This window comes from Leuconostoc citreum (assembly GCF_004354555.1).
Lineage (GTDB): Bacteria > Bacillota > Bacilli > Lactobacillales > Lactobacillaceae > Leuconostoc > Leuconostoc citreum.
Map to the genome: position 1 here is coordinate 61266 of NZ_PUFH01000008.1, position 13690 is coordinate 74955.

Genomic DNA, 13690 nt, shown 5'->3' on the forward strand with positions numbered 1-13690 from the left:
AGCTTAATTTTAGCGTCTTTCACCTGTGTTTTCAAGAAGATGTCACTGCCAATAAATCTCTATTGTGATAGCGTGACCCTATTTTGATAGTTATCTTTTGCCCATCTATCATAATGTCATGCTGATCAATTTTTTGGTGACGGTGCCCAGACTTTGCAAACTCAAGACTTGCTTCTAATTGAAGCCGATCTAATTCGACTGCCAAAATCATTTGTCGGCGATTAGATAGTTGCGCATTAAACGCATTGTTTTGTAATAGTAAACCAAAGCTCAACATTGCTAACATTATGACCGTTGTGACAGTAATTGTTGCTTCTACACGTATCATTTGGCCGCTTTACTTTCTTTTAAAAAGAGTATATCTGTTGCTACCTGTCCCTTGTTGTTTACCACAGTTATGTCTGTGTATCCTTGATGACGAACTATCTTCATTTTATTGATATTATTCATCAAAATAATTTGACCAGCACCCTCGCCTAGTAACTTAAGTTTTTGATTGTCTACTTTTAATATCATTTTTTTACCTTCACTATTTTCTAATATTATCTGGTCTGGGAATCTATCAGCAAGCAAGTATTTTTGCGCTGCTAGTTGATGCACAATTATGTTTAATGTCATATCTGAAGACAACTCACTTCTATACTTAAACATTGGCAACACCAACTGCATTGTGAGTAAGAGCAATGCTATAATACCAAACGATAATAGGGATTCAATTAAAGTGAAACCTTTTCTATCGCCCACTAATATAATCTCGCCATTTTTTTGCTGAAATAACACGAAATTTAGTAGCATCCTCATATTGCGCTTTTAATTTCGTTTCTTGCTGTTTAAAGTTAGCAATTTGCTGATATTCAAATATGCGCAATCCCGTCACCAAGAATAATGATAATAATGCCTCCGTCAAGATAAAGGCAGATCTACGATTTTTCCACACGATATTCTCCTCCACCAAAACTAAAAATAATTTTTATGTATGCTGACCCATTAGTTAATGTTACAGTAGTCGGTGCGACATAGCCTGTGGGTAAAATATCTAATTGTTGCTGTCCTTTGTGGCGATACCCCTTAGGATAAATCAAATTAGCATGAGCCATTGCAACAGATTTTTCTTTAAAACAAACATAGCATTTTTGCTGCTTTTGTTGCGCAGTAAGACGAACATGTTGCCAATTCGAGTGAAAAGCCGTTTCCCAATGGTTAATATTTGATGTTTGTGGTAGCGAATTCTGTACGCCAAAAGTAATCACCCCCGCAATAATACCTAATACAATCAGCGATTCAATTAACGTATATCCTTTATCTATGTGCTTCATTATTAGCAATTACTATCTTTAACTCTTTAGCCTTTTGTGCCTGTTTTGACGTCAAGTAACCGGCTGATTTCAATTCCTCGATTGTGACATTTTTCTTGTCTGGATGGTCATTAATATATAAATCAATTTGTGTCTGAATAGTCGATACCATTGCTACCTGATGTGTTTCGACAGCCTTTTGGCGTTGTGTGTTTAGATTGGGTAAAATTAACAACATTAAGAGACTGATGATAAACAGTACAATAGCTGATTCAATTAGTGTGAATCCAGATGATAAATGCTTGCATTGTAATCTTTTAAAATTCATTGATACAACCTTCCTATAGATTGGTACATGGGTAACAACATAGACATATAGACACCGATGATTGACAGCCCAATTACACCAAAACAAATCGGTTGTATCGTGTTAATGAGTCGATCAATTTGTCTCATAGCCATTTCAAATTGAGTTTTAGCATAATATGATAGATGCTTTGCAATAATTTTAGGTGCTTGTCCACGAGCAAAGTAACCTGCCAGTGACTCATTAAAATAAGTTTGTCTTAAAATATAGTTTTCAACAGACTCGCCATCTGCCAAATATTGTTTCGCATGAGCAATTATGACTGATGCTGTTTTTGACAATACTTTGCGCTGAGGAACATCAGATAATGATTCTAATACTTGTGGTAATGTTAAACCATTAGCCAGCAATACCGTCAACTGTTGTGAAACTTGATACGTTACAATTGTTCTTATAATTGCACCAATAATTGGTAGTTTAACCAAAATAAGCAATTTTTTTCGAGAACTAATTTTAAACCAACATATCATTACCATAACACTAACAATTAAAAGTATTGTTGTTACAACAAACGGCATTGAGACAAAAAGTGACTTATTTTCTGACATATCGACATTTTGCCACTGATTCAATATTGGTGAAATAAAATATTTAATGCCTACTAACAGTGCGCCTAAAATAATAAGTAGTATCATAGGATAACGCATAACTTGTTTGATTTTATTCTTTTGTCGTTGTATTTGCCTTAAATTTTTTCCAATTAGTATTAGGGATTCAGATAAATTGCCATGCTGATCTGCTAATCGGAGCTGTAACAAAATATCTAGGCTAACATATGGTCTAAGACTATCCGAAAATGACTGACCTGCTGCTAAATCTTTCTGGATATCAGATAACCAAGAACGCCATGAATGGTGTGCTAAAAATAGTGTGTCTAAACTTTGTGCCATATCATACCCAGATTGTAATAAAGCGCCGAGTGATTGAAAAAATACTATTTGCTGCTGTTGTTTAAATCGCTTTGTATGTTTCATAGACCGCCTTGGATATAATATTGTGTTTAAGCGCGTATTGGAGTGTCTCTCGCCACATATTAGAAAATTTTTCAACCGATTCTCCCGCTATAATACGCTTAATTAACCCTTCTGACAGATAATCAATAAGCGCTGCTTGAGTTCCAGATATAGTTGTAATTAGGCGTTGATAGACAACACCACCAAGCGCTAGTTTCAATTGCTCCGATTTGATACCAAGATCTAATAGACGTAAAACAACATCACGTGCTGACATAGCATGAACCGTACTGAACACTAGATGACCACTAAGCGCTGCACGTATCGTAGCTTTTGCAGTAGCAGTGTCTCGTATTTCGCCTACTAATAACACTTCAGGACGGTGACGTAACGCTACTTTGATTAGTGCATCGTAATCCATTTGTGCTGACGTATTGACCTGCAATTGTATAAATTGATGCTGTTGAATTTCAACTGGGTCCTCAATCGTCAAGACTAACTTCTCAGCTGCTATGTTGTTTAATAGGCGATACAGTGTTGATGTTTTCCCCGATCCCGTGGGTCCAGCAATAACAAACAATCCACTATTTGGTATGGCAGCTCTGAGTTGCTTAAATTGACCATCATCTACCCAATTTTGCTGCTGTTGATTGGTATAAATAAATCGTAAAACAACGGTTTCACGGTTCAAAAAATCACCTACGGTAGATACGCGGATCCAAATCTTACCAAAAATAAATCGCCCTATTTGCGGCCTTCGCTTCTCAGCAATATCCATGTGAGCACGATATTTAATTGATGCAATCAACCGCTGTACGTTAGTATTCTCTACATACTTAGATATCTTCAGTTTCCCATTAACATGAAACTTGATAACATATTTTTCTTCCTTAGTTGGCGAGATATAAATATCATTCACACCTTTTAACATCGCTTCGTTCAGTATTTTTTCCATTCATATATTACGACCTTTCTAACTTTCATATGGCATAATACGTGACAACAACAAATTTATCTTATTATTATCCCCTAAAAGAAAGCATCTGAATTATTTAAGGTACTAAAAAAGTTGGCCAGCGTAACAAAAATGTTACGCTGACCAACTTTTATGTTGATTCTAAATATTAATAATTTTATTCACCTAAACGAGCACGGAAGTCTTTTGTCGCTTCTTCATAGCCAGGCTTACCTAAAAGCGCAAACATGGCTGTTTTGTAAGCTTCAACACCTGGTTGGTTGAACGGATTAATACCAAATGTGTACCCAGAGGCACCCACAGCCATTTCAAAGAAGTAAATCATGTAACCTAATGTGTAGGCATCTTGCGCTGGCAAATGAACCGCCAAATTAGGTACACCACCATCAACATGTGCTAGCGTAACACCTTGTGACGCTTTAGTATTTACCTCATCAATGGTAATACCCTCAAGGTACTGTAGACCATCATTATTACCCGCTTCATGTGGCAAATCCAAATTTGATACCGGATTATCTAACTTGACAACTGTTTCAAATAAGTCACGACGGCCTTCCTGAATATATTGACCTAGTGAGTGTAAATCAGTTGAGAAGTTCGCAGAAGATGGGTAAATACCCTTTTGATTTTTACCTTCTGATTCACCCATTAATTGTTTCCACCATTCAGACAAGTATTGCATTGTGGGTTCCCAATTAATTAACAGCTCTGTTGTGTATCCCTTATCGTACAAAATACGACGTGCAGCAGCATACTTATAGGCTTCATTCTTAGTTAAATCTGATTCCGAATACTCTTCTTGGGCATCTTTTGCACCGTTCATCAAGTCTTGAATATTTGCACCACTAGCCGCAATTGGCAATAATCCAACAGGCGTTAAGACTGAGAAACGACCACCAACACCATCAGGAATAGTAAATGTCTCATAACCTTCACTGATAGCTTCGTCATGCAATGCCCCATGCTTAGCATCAGTAGTAGCATAAATACGCTTTTTAGCCGCTTGAGCACCGTATTTCTTTTCTAGTAATTGCTTGAATACACGGAAAGCAATTGATGGTTCTGTGGTTGTGCCAGATTTAGAAATAACATTCACTGAGAAATCTTGGTCACCGATGACACGCACCAAATCATTTAAGTATGATGCCGATGTTGAGTTACCAGCAAAATAAATTTTGACACCTTGGCGCTGGTCATCTGCTAGTTCATTATTAAACATTGGATTCAAGAAATCCACAGCCATCTTTGCGCCTAAGTAAGAACCACCAATACCAATCACAACCAAAATTTTTGAATCTGACTGAATTTGCTTAGCTGCTGCTTGAATACGTGAAAATTCTGCCTTGTCGTAATCAGTTGGTAAAGTAATCCAGTCGGAATACTCTGCCCCTGCGCCTGTACGATGGCGTAATTGTTCATCAGCCATTGTGATTAATGGTTGCATTTCTGAAAATTCATGTGCTGCCACGAAATTTTCAATGTTCTTTGTGTCAAATGTGATGTGTGCCATAGTGTTAGCCAAACGTCATTTGCTATTATCAGCTAGTGACGCGTTTCCTCCTTAAAATATGTTAAGCGCTTACAAATTTATTTTATCACAATTTCGCTGCCGCTGCGTCATCAATAATGACTGTAACATTGGGATGTTGTTGAAGCACAGAAGCTGGGAGCTTTTCAGTGATAGGTCCAGATATCATTTGTGCCACTGCATCTGCTTTTTCAGCACCAAATGCCATTAACAATATATGCTTGGCGCTCATTACTGAACCAATGCCCATGGAAATTGCTTGTGTCGGTACATCTACTTCATGATCAAAAAAGCGCGCATTTGCATCAATTGTAGACTGCGTCAAATCAACGATATGCGTTTTGCTATCAAAAGCTGTGCCGGGTTCGTTAAAACCAATGTGTCCATTACGACCAAGACCGAGCAACTGTAAATCAATAGGATTCTCTGCAATAATTCTGTCATACTGTGACGTGGCCGCTTGGCGGTCAGGATTTTTGCCATCAGGGATAAATGTTTGCTTGAACGCTTTATGATTAAATAAATGTTGCGCCATAAAAAAATGATAACTTTGTGGATCATTACCAGAAAGACCTAGATATTCGTCTAAATTAATAGCAGTAGCCTGAGAAAAATCTAGTGGACTTTCAACAAGGCGTTGGTATAAAGGTACCGGTGTAGAACCCGTTGCTAAGCCAAAAACCCTTGCCCCTTTGGTTAAGGTCTCTGCAAAGATGTCATAGGCACGTGCAGCACCTTGGCTTGCGTTGTTAACTTTTATAATGTTCATCGTTACTCCTCCTATTGGTCTATACCACTTCGGTCTATACCAATATAATACCACATTATTACGGCTTTGAAAAGGTACAATAAAAAAGGACAAATTATTATTTTAAATAACAACTTGTCCTGCTTATAATTACCCAAAAATGTCACGCCAGACACGTGTCCACCACGGTGCTTGTGTTGTGTCTATCGTTGATTTTAATAATAAATTACGGCTATTAACAGACGTGTTCGGTAAAAATACGACGTCAGGTAGTGCCAGTTGGGCTAGTGCAACGGATTGACCCCGAGCTACTTTTTTAGGATGTCGGCTTAATGTTGTGTGGTTCACCTTGATTGGTGCCTGTTTTTGATGCCAAAAAGTTTTAGTTTGGCCAACAACAACCGGTACTTCTTTTCGTTTCATATCTAACATTTTTACTTTTTTGCAATCAGAAAGTACGCTGCCGGCCTCAAAAGTCTCTGGTACCTGTGATTTGAGTACATCATTCACAATGTTAATTGTCTCTTGATATCTCGTTACTGTATCAGTATAATAGCCAGCACCATTCACTACAGTAATAAATTCATGGCCTGCTTGATCTTTGACAATTCCTGTAAAAGCAGCCCCTGATTCTGGGGTTGACCCTGTCTTTAAGCCCTCAATGATTAAATGATTTGGATTCGATACTTTCTTTGAGTGTTGGTGACGAAATAAAAACTGGTCAGTGGTTAATTTCACAGTACGATTAGCTGATGCCGATTTATAAGAAATAAAATCGCTCTCACCCAAAGTACGAATATTAGGATCTAATTTAATAATTTCACGTGCTAGCATGGCCAAGTGCTCGGCACTGGCTAAATTAGCGGCCTCACCAGGCTCATGAGCTATTTTATTTTCAAAAGCATTACCATTCACTTGACCAGCGGCATTGTACCATTTGGAGTGATCTAATTTCAATTCATTAGCCCATGATTGTAATGCTGCTTGAGTCGTCATACCTTTAGGTGTTAAATATTCGCTCAGTGCAAATGATGCATCATTTGCGGAAATCGTGAGCATAGCATTGTACAGTTCTCGAACGGTTAAATGGTCACCTGCTTTAATATCAAGATGAGAATAAACATACTTAGGTTGATGAGATAAATCTGCTTTACTCGTAATTGGAATCGGTGTATCCCAGGTTAGTTTGCCGTCATGAATCGCACGAAGTGCAGCATATGCTGTTAACATTTTTGATTGTGACGCAATCATACCAAGTTTTGTCGCATTTCTAGTCGCTAATACCTGTCCTGTTCTTGCATCAACAACAACTGCTGAGGTCAATGACTCTTTTAAATCTATTGGCTTAGCCGATGGTGCTGCTGACACAATACGCACGAAACTTATTAATCCTACACTAAAAAATACGACAAATTTAATCCACTTCATCTCTATTTCCCCTACTTTGCTTGAGTGGCAACGTCATAATAAATGTTGTTAACTCAGCATCTGATGTTGCACGAACAGTGCCCCCATGTTGCAAAATAATGCCTTTAACAATGGCTAAACCTAAACCTGTCCCACCCGTCTTACTATTACGAGAACTTTCGACACGATAAAAACGATCAAAAATTTCCAATAGGGCTTCCTGAGGAATCTGAACACCATTGTTAATCACACGAATTTCTACTTCTTGTGCCTTTACCTGCGCGGTTAGCTTAATATATGTTGCCCCTTCGCCATATTTAAAAGCGTTCGTAATGAGATTAATTAATACGCGCGCTAATTTATCAGAATCTGCTTCCAAAATAATGAGTTCTGGGTTGGTGATTTGCATCATTTCAATTTGATGTTCGTGTGCTTCGATTTCATAACTGGCGAGAAGTTGTGCAAACAAATCGCCTAAACTAATAGTTGTTAAATTCAAGACTGCATCTCGAGCCTGTGTTTTTGAGAATTCAAATAAATCCTCGACTAATATTTTCATTTGATTCGATTTATCATAAGCAGTATGAATATATTTAGCACGATCTTCAGGACTCAAAGTCGTTGCGTTCATTTCCACTAACCCAAGATAACCAATAATAGCAGTAAGCGGTGTACGTAAGTCATGTGAAATATTAGTAATCATTTCATCCTTGGAGCGTTCACTTGCACGTTCTTCTTCCCGGATTTTTCGCGTATTTTTGGCTATCTTGTTAGAGACGTCAATAAGGGCTTGTGTTCGCGGGGCGTAGTGTGCATGCCAATCAATTGTCATATCTGAATTTTCTTTGGCAATTTGGTGTAAATCACGGATTAAGTGAATTAAACTTTCTGCTTGGCGCCAACGAACGTATTGCCAAAACACAATCACTAAGTCACCTAGTATCAAAATTAACATACTTAACCAGAAACGCCATCGTAAAGCTATGTGAGCCGCTTGCCCTAGTAATACTGTGGCAGACAATACGAACCAACTAAAAAGCAGTAGTAACAATACTGTTCCTACCGCATAATATATTTTGGTGCGATTGTGCTTAAAAAATAACGATAGTTTGTTCATTAATTTACTTCAATCTTATAGCCGACACCCCAAACGGTTTGAATGACTTGGTCACCATTCGTGGCTTCTTCAATCTTATCACGTAGATGTGATACATGTACCATAACTGTTTTAGCTGAGACAACCGATTCTTGTTGCCAAACACGTTCAAAAATATCATCGGCTGAAAACACACGATTTGGATGAGAGGCTAATAAGTAAAGAATACCGAATTCTAAGGCCGTCAAATTGACAATGTCGCCATTGGCCGTTTTCACTTCATGACTGTCTTTGTTAATCACTAACGAACCAATATCTAAAACATCAGGCGTTTTATCTTGTACGGCATTGTCTGCCCGTCGTAATAACGACCGAACACGGGCCATGACTTCTAATGGATTAAAAGGTTTTGTCACATAATCATCCGCACCTGTAATCAGTCCCTGAATTTTGTCCATATCGCCCGACTTAGCTGACAACATCAAAATTGGCACACGACTGTCTTTGCGGACAATCTTAACCACTTCTAGCCCATTCATATTGGGCATCATAACATCTAAAATCATCAGTCCAATATCTGGATTGGTATTCAGTTTTGAAATGGCTTCTTTACCATCTGCAGCCATGACTGGCTCATAGCCTTCATTTTTAAGATAAATTTCGAGCAATTCAGCTATTTCAATATCGTCGTCAACAACTAAAATCTTCATCAGTAGCGTCTCCTATTTTTTAGTCTTGGCTGAATCCAAACGTGCTTGTTGTGATAACTGGCTAATAGCAAAGAAACCGCCCTTCAAACCAGCTTTTTGGCGATTCCAACGGAATAGGCCATATGCAGCCGCAGCTAAAATAATATAAGCAACTGGCGGCAAAGTTGGATTAATAACTGGTGGTAATAGACCAAGTATCAAAAAGCCAATTAACCATGCCACAACTGCTGCAATGAGGTATAACCATCTTCGTGAATTAGATGGTGCATTCTCGGGTGCTTTTGGATTAGGTGTAAGCTTGAGAATAATTCCCGTGTAGATTGACCCACCTAAAGCAGCAATAAGCAATAGGGAAATAATGCCAGCACCTTGATTTGCTTGCTGTTTAGCGAAAAACAGTGATAAGCCAAATACACCACTAAACAGCATAAAAATAACAAGTGACGTATCTAATGCTAAGGGGGCAAATTTATAATCATGCAATTTTTTGGCAGTTACTGTCGGATCTAAATATTTTTGCGCCGCCTGTGTAGGCGTTCCAAATAGTTGAACAGCTGTGGTTCCTGTTCCTTGTGCTGCAAGCAATTCTGCGGTAACTTCATCAGTAATCTCTTCTATCTTTTCTGCTGATAAATGACTGTTTTGCGCCACAATTTTTTTGAAACGAAAAATAAAATCTTCGTTTTTCTTAGTTAATTGATGCTTTTCTTCTACCATGTTGGTCGTCCTCCGAGACTATGTACGCAACCCGCAGGTTGTCTTATTTTAGACGTTAAATCTAAATTCAATAATATCACCGTCATTAACGATGTATTCTTTACCTTCTGATCGTAATTTACCAGCCTCTTTAACAGCTTTAACCGAACCAAGTTTATCAAGATCTGCAAAAGCAATTGTTTCAGCACGAATAAAGCCACGCTCAAAATCGGAATGAATAACGCCAGCAGTTTGTGGTGCTTTCATACCTGCTTTAAATGTCCACGCACGCGTTTCTTTACCACCAGCGGTAAAGAATGTACGTAAATCAAGCAGGTGGTATGCTGCGCGAATTAATTTGTTTAGGCCAGGCTCTGTCACACCAGCCATTTCAAGAAATTCAGCCTTATCTTCGTCAGCTAACTGAGCAATTTCTTCTTCAGCACTAGCCGACAGCCCAATAACATCTGCCCCTTCTGTGGCAGCAAAATCTTGAATAGCTTTAAAATACTTAGATGATTCAGGATCTGCCATGTCATCTTCAGCCAAATTAGCAACATATAATACAGGCTTAGTCGTCAGTAAAAATAGTCCCTTTACAATTTTTTGCTCATCATCTGTAAATGTTATTGTTCGTACAGATTTACCAGCTTCAAGCACTGGCTTGATTTTTTCTAAAACCGAAAACTCGGCTTTTGCTGCTTTATCTGCACCTTTGGCTGCGCGTGCTACCTTGCTATAGCGCTTATCAACAGTCTCTAAATCAGCTAAAATCAATTCAGTATTGATTGTATCAATATCATCTAATGGATTAACTACCCCATTGACGTGAATAATGTCATCACCGTCAAAGGCACGAACCACGTGAATAATGGCATTAACTTGACGAATATTTTCTAAAAACTTATTGCCGAGACCCTCACCTTGCGAAGCACCTTTAACGATACCTGCAATATCAGTAAATTCAAAGGTTGTCGGAATAATTTTGTCTGCCGGCACTAATTCTTGAATACGTGCCAGACGATCATCAGGCACTTCAACCATACCTACATTTGGTTCAATTGTTGCAAACGGATAGTTTGCCATTTCAGCTCCAGCTTTAGTGATTGCATTAAAGAGCGTTGATTTGCCGACGTTAGGAAGACCGACGATTCCAGCAGTAAGTGCCATAGTTTAGGTATATATTTTGCTAAGTATCTAGCTATTCTTAGCAAAATATATCCTCCTTTCTTAAAATACTTCGTATTAGTTATCTTTTTGAGATGATAAAACTTTTTTTAAACGTTTATTAAAGTCAAATCGTGGCATCATAATTCCGCGACCACAATTCGTGCAAGTTAATTTAATATCTGCACCAATTCTTGTGATTCGCCACGAATTGGTCCCACAAGCGTGTGGTTTTTTCATTTCCACGACATCTTGTAATTCATAAGTTATTGGTTCAGCCATTTAGTCTACCTCAACATTTAACAGCGCTAAAATACGACTCAAATCATCATTGGAAAGATAATTAATTTCAATTTTTCCGCTACCTTTTTCCGTAGCATTGACTTTAACTTTCGTACCAAATTTCTCTTCAAGTTGTGTGGCTAATGCGCGAATATATGGTGACGTTGGTGTTGCTGGTTGCTTTTCGACAGGCCCCTCATTTATCTGTTTTACTAATACTTCGACTTGACGGACTGTCAGTTGACGACTGACCACAGTCTGCGCTAACTCTTCAATATTAGCTTTTACTTTTAAGCCTAGTAGCGCACGCGCTTGACCCATTGATAACAAACCAGACTGTACCATGTCTTGCACAGCTTCAGGCAATTTCAACAAACGGACCGCATTCGCTACTGTCGTACGTTCCTTACCTACTTTGTGAGCTACTTGTGCTTGTGTCAACTTAAGTTGTGACATCAACCCACTGTACGCTTGTGCTTCTTCAATAGCATCCAAATTATCACGTTGCAAATTTTCAATTAATGCAACGGCAGCCATTGTATTATCATCAACATCACGCACAATGGCACTAATTGTTGCCTGCTTAGCTAATTTCGAAGCACGCACGCGCCGTTCACCAGCAATAATTTGAAAATCATTACCAAACCGTCTCACAATAATGGGTGTCAATACGCCATTTTCACGAATAGAATCAGCAAGTTCTTGTAATTTACCTTCATCAAAACGGTGTCTTGGTTGAAAAGGATTTGCAGTGATACGGTTCAAATTCAATCGTTCAACACGTTCAAATTCTGTTATTTTTTTGGTTGCTTGTTTAGTATGCTCAAGAGTTTCTTCAGTAACATTATTTGCATTAAACAAACCACCTAGGCCTTTACCTAACCCACCTTTTTTAGTTGCCATATTGTTTCAAAACCTCCTGTGCAAGTTCTGTATACACCTGAGCACCAATAGACTTTGGATCAAAATCAATAATGGCTTGACCATAAGAAGGCGCCTCACTTAAACGTACTGAACGAGGCACAACTGTGTGATACACTTTATCACCAAAATATTGGCGAACTTCTTCTGAAACTTGTTTAGCTAAATTAGTTCTGCCATCATACATTGTCAATAGTATGCCAGCAATATCCAGTGACTCATTAAACTGTTTACGGACTAATTCAATCGTATTCAGTAGTTGCCCTAGACCCTCTAAAGCATAAAACTCTGTCTGCACAGGAATTAAAATAGCGTCAGCTGCAGTAAAAGCATTAACTGTTAATAGTCCTAAGGCTGGTGGATTGTCAATTAATATAAAATCATAATCATCACTGACAGTCATTAATGCCTTCTGGAGTCGGTATTCTCTTTGTTTTTGCGTAGCAAGTTCAATTTCAGCACCAGACAATTGGATAGTGGCTGGTAATAAATCATAATTATCAGTTGGTACAATTACATCTCTAAGGGCAGCGCCATCAACTATCACGTCATAACTATCTAGTGCTAACTCAGATTTATCAATGCCCGACCCACTAGTAGCATTACCTTGTGCATCAATATCAACCAAGAGAACGCGCTGTCCATCCTGTGCCAATGCCGCACCTAAATTAATACTTGTCGTTGTCTTACCAACACCACCTTTTTGGTTGGCTAATGCAATTATATGTGCCATATGCTGTTGGCATCCTTTCTTTGAATATGGAAATAGTATCTCAGTCGTGCCTCATTAAGTAATTGGCTTTTTATTGGGTGTCCCAGCTTGACGCGGATACTTTTTAGGGGTTTTCTTGTGCTTATCAACTACTTGAATGACACGTTGGTCGCCATTGGGCAGCTTAAAGTCAAAGGCACTTGATACTGTGCCCCCCAGCGTTGCTAAAGCTTGTTGTCCGTCAGCCAATTCTTGCTCTGCAGCAGCGCCTTTCATCACTAACAACGCACCGCCCACTTTAACAAAGGGCAACGTATACTCAGCTAAAACACTAGTTCGAGCGAGCGCTCTGGCCGTTGCAAAATCAAACTGTTCGCGATAGGCAACATTTTGACCAATGTCTTCTGCTCGGCCATGAACAATTGATACATTTTTTAAGTCCAACGTATCCACAACATCTTGGAGAAAGCGTACACGCTTTTGCAAAGCATCAACCATGGTGATTTTCAATTGTGGAAAAGCAATTTTTAAAGGCAAAGATGGGAAACCTGCACCAGTACCAACGTCAATTAATGTGCTTGATTGATGCTGTAACGCCTTCACATAAATAGCAACGGTTAATGAATCATAAAAATGTTTTAAGTAAACATCTTTCTCATCGGTAATCGCTGTCAAATTAAATTGTTTGTTAGCTTCAACAAGTAGTTCAAAATAACGTTGAAATTGTTCAATCTGTTGTTCTGTTAATGTAATACCAGCATCATTTAAGGCTGAAATAAACGCTTCGACTGTCAATTATTTGCTCCATTTCAAGTTTGTACAGCACAAAAAG

The 13690-nt window shown here is 38.5% G+C and carries 18 protein-coding genes; all 18 read right to left on the minus strand.

The window, feature by feature from the left end:
- Window positions 1-31 precede the first annotated feature (31 nt).
- Complete coding sequence (locus tag C5L21_RS08770; protein ID WP_004901252.1) at window positions 32-328, minus strand: hypothetical protein; 297 nt, start codon at window positions 326-328, stop codon at window positions 32-34.
- Window positions 325-780: a prepilin-type N-terminal cleavage/methylation domain-containing protein gene (locus tag C5L21_RS08775; protein ID WP_223246023.1), complete on the minus strand. Its 456-nt coding sequence runs from the start codon at window positions 778-780 to the stop codon at window positions 325-327. The genes C5L21_RS08770 and C5L21_RS08775 overlap by 4 nt, the downstream gene beginning before the upstream one ends.
- Window positions 734-937: a hypothetical protein gene (locus tag C5L21_RS08780; protein ID WP_133286265.1), complete on the minus strand. Its 204-nt coding sequence runs from the start codon at window positions 935-937 to the stop codon at window positions 734-736. The genes C5L21_RS08775 and C5L21_RS08780 overlap by 47 nt, the downstream gene beginning before the upstream one ends.
- Window positions 921-1316: a type II secretion system protein gene (locus tag C5L21_RS08785; protein ID WP_004901260.1), complete on the minus strand. Its 396-nt coding sequence runs from the start codon at window positions 1314-1316 to the stop codon at window positions 921-923. The genes C5L21_RS08780 and C5L21_RS08785 overlap by 17 nt, the downstream gene beginning before the upstream one ends.
- Entirely contained in the window at window positions 1300-1623 is a 324-nt protein-coding gene (gene comGC, locus C5L21_RS08790) for a competence type IV pilus major pilin ComGC (RefSeq protein WP_004901262.1), read from the minus strand. The genes C5L21_RS08785 and comGC overlap by 17 nt, the downstream gene beginning before the upstream one ends.
- Window positions 1620-2636 carry a type II secretion system F family protein gene (locus C5L21_RS08795; RefSeq protein ID WP_004907502.1) on the minus strand — a complete coding sequence of 339 codons (1017 nt, stop codon included), beginning with the start codon at window positions 2634-2636 and terminating at the stop codon, window positions 1620-1622. The genes comGC and C5L21_RS08795 overlap by 4 nt, the downstream gene beginning before the upstream one ends.
- The gene (gene comGA / locus C5L21_RS08800) at window positions 2614-3570 is read right to left on the minus strand and encodes a competence type IV pilus ATPase ComGA (protein WP_012305043.1); all 957 of its coding nucleotides are present in this window, start codon (window positions 3568-3570) and stop codon (window positions 2614-2616) included. Before comGA ends, C5L21_RS08795 begins: the two co-directional genes overlap by 23 nt.
- A gap of 178 nt (window positions 3571-3748) precedes the next feature.
- Window positions 3749-5101, minus strand: coding sequence for a glucose-6-phosphate isomerase (locus tag C5L21_RS08805; protein ID WP_004901269.1), 1353 nt, complete (start codon window positions 5099-5101; stop codon window positions 3749-3751).
- A gap of 85 nt (window positions 5102-5186) precedes the next feature.
- A complete protein-coding gene (gene nagB / locus C5L21_RS08810; protein ID WP_085699791.1) occupies window positions 5187-5888 on the minus strand; it encodes a glucosamine-6-phosphate deaminase in 702 nt (233 codons plus the stop codon).
- Window positions 5889-6017: 129 nt separating this feature from the next.
- Window positions 6018-7295 carry a D-alanyl-D-alanine carboxypeptidase family protein gene (locus C5L21_RS08815; RefSeq protein ID WP_012305042.1) on the minus strand — a complete coding sequence of 426 codons (1278 nt, stop codon included), beginning with the start codon at window positions 7293-7295 and terminating at the stop codon, window positions 6018-6020.
- Complete coding sequence (locus C5L21_RS08820; RefSeq protein WP_004904369.1) at window positions 7282-8391, minus strand: sensor histidine kinase; 1110 nt, start codon at window positions 8389-8391, stop codon at window positions 7282-7284. Before C5L21_RS08820 ends, C5L21_RS08815 begins: the two co-directional genes overlap by 14 nt.
- Window positions 8391-9080 carry a response regulator transcription factor gene (locus C5L21_RS08825; RefSeq protein WP_004901276.1) on the minus strand — a complete coding sequence of 230 codons (690 nt, stop codon included), beginning with the start codon at window positions 9078-9080 and terminating at the stop codon, window positions 8391-8393. The genes C5L21_RS08820 and C5L21_RS08825 overlap by 1 nt, the downstream gene beginning before the upstream one ends.
- A gap of 12 nt (window positions 9081-9092) precedes the next feature.
- On the minus strand, window positions 9093-9797 hold the full coding sequence (locus tag C5L21_RS08830; protein WP_004904370.1) for a DUF1129 domain-containing protein: 705 nt from the start codon (window positions 9795-9797) through the stop codon (window positions 9093-9095).
- A gap of 48 nt (window positions 9798-9845) precedes the next feature.
- On the minus strand, window positions 9846-10946 hold the full coding sequence (gene ychF / locus C5L21_RS08835) for a redox-regulated ATPase YchF (protein WP_004901281.1): 1101 nt from the start codon (window positions 10944-10946) through the stop codon (window positions 9846-9848).
- 75 nt (window positions 10947-11021) lie between these two features.
- Window positions 11022-11225, minus strand: a complete 204-nt coding sequence (locus C5L21_RS08840) for a DUF951 domain-containing protein (RefSeq protein WP_004901284.1) — start codon at window positions 11223-11225, stop codon at window positions 11022-11024.
- Complete coding sequence (locus tag C5L21_RS08845) at window positions 11226-12128, minus strand: ParB/RepB/Spo0J family partition protein (protein WP_133286266.1); 903 nt, start codon at window positions 12126-12128, stop codon at window positions 11226-11228.
- Window positions 12118-12879: a ParA family protein gene (locus C5L21_RS08850; protein WP_004901289.1), complete on the minus strand. Its 762-nt coding sequence runs from the start codon at window positions 12877-12879 to the stop codon at window positions 12118-12120. Before C5L21_RS08850 ends, C5L21_RS08845 begins: the two co-directional genes overlap by 11 nt.
- 54 nt (window positions 12880-12933) lie before the next feature.
- Window positions 12934-13653 (minus strand): 16S rRNA (guanine(527)-N(7))-methyltransferase RsmG, encoded by a 720-nt coding sequence (rsmG, locus tag C5L21_RS08855; RefSeq protein ID WP_133286267.1) that lies wholly within the window; start codon window positions 13651-13653, stop codon window positions 12934-12936.
- Window positions 13654-13690 lie beyond the last annotated feature (37 nt).

Excerpts from the sequence above, each read along its gene's own strand:
- C5L21_RS08815 (WP_012305042.1), bottom strand. The coding sequence starts at position 7,295 with ATGAAGTGGATTAAATTTGTCGTATTTTTTAGTGTAGGATTAATAAGT.
- C5L21_RS08820 (WP_004904369.1), bottom strand. The coding sequence starts at position 8,391 with ATGAACAAACTATCGTTATTTTTTAAGCACAATCGCACCAAAATATAT.
- C5L21_RS08805 (WP_004901269.1), bottom strand. The coding sequence starts at position 5,101 with ATGGCACACATCACATTTGACACAAAGAACATTGAAAATTTCGTGGCA.
- comGC (WP_004901262.1), bottom strand. The coding sequence starts at position 1,623 with ATGAATTTTAAAAGATTACAATGCAAGCATTTATCATCTGGATTCACA.
- C5L21_RS08795 (WP_004907502.1), bottom strand. The coding sequence starts at position 2,636 with ATGAAACATACAAAGCGATTTAAACAACAGCAGCAAATAGTATTTTTT.
- ychF (WP_004901281.1), bottom strand. The coding sequence starts at position 10,946 with ATGGCACTTACTGCTGGAATCGTCGGTCTTCCTAACGTCGGCAAATCA.
- C5L21_RS08850 (WP_004901289.1), bottom strand. The coding sequence starts at position 12,879 with ATGGCACATATAATTGCATTAGCCAACCAAAAAGGTGGTGTTGGTAAG.
- C5L21_RS08840 (WP_004901284.1), bottom strand. The coding sequence starts at position 11,225 with ATGGCTGAACCAATAACTTATGAATTACAAGATGTCGTGGAAATGAAA.
- C5L21_RS08845 (WP_133286266.1), bottom strand. The coding sequence starts at position 12,128 with ATGGCAACTAAAAAAGGTGGGTTAGGTAAAGGCCTAGGTGGTTTGTTT.
- nagB (WP_085699791.1), bottom strand. The coding sequence starts at position 5,888 with ATGAACATTATAAAAGTTAACAACGCAAGCCAAGGTGCTGCACGTGCC.
- C5L21_RS08770 (WP_004901252.1), bottom strand. The coding sequence starts at position 328 with ATGATACGTGTAGAAGCAACAATTACTGTCACAACGGTCATAATGTTA.
- comGA (WP_012305043.1), bottom strand. The coding sequence starts at position 3,570 with ATGGAAAAAATACTGAACGAAGCGATGTTAAAAGGTGTGAATGATATT.
- C5L21_RS08825 (WP_004901276.1), bottom strand. The coding sequence starts at position 9,080 with ATGAAGATTTTAGTTGTTGACGACGATATTGAAATAGCTGAATTGCTC.
- C5L21_RS08785 (WP_004901260.1), bottom strand. The coding sequence starts at position 1,316 with ATGAAGCACATAGATAAAGGATATACGTTAATTGAATCGCTGATTGTA.
- C5L21_RS08830 (WP_004904370.1), bottom strand. The coding sequence starts at position 9,797 with ATGGTAGAAGAAAAGCATCAATTAACTAAGAAAAACGAAGATTTTATT.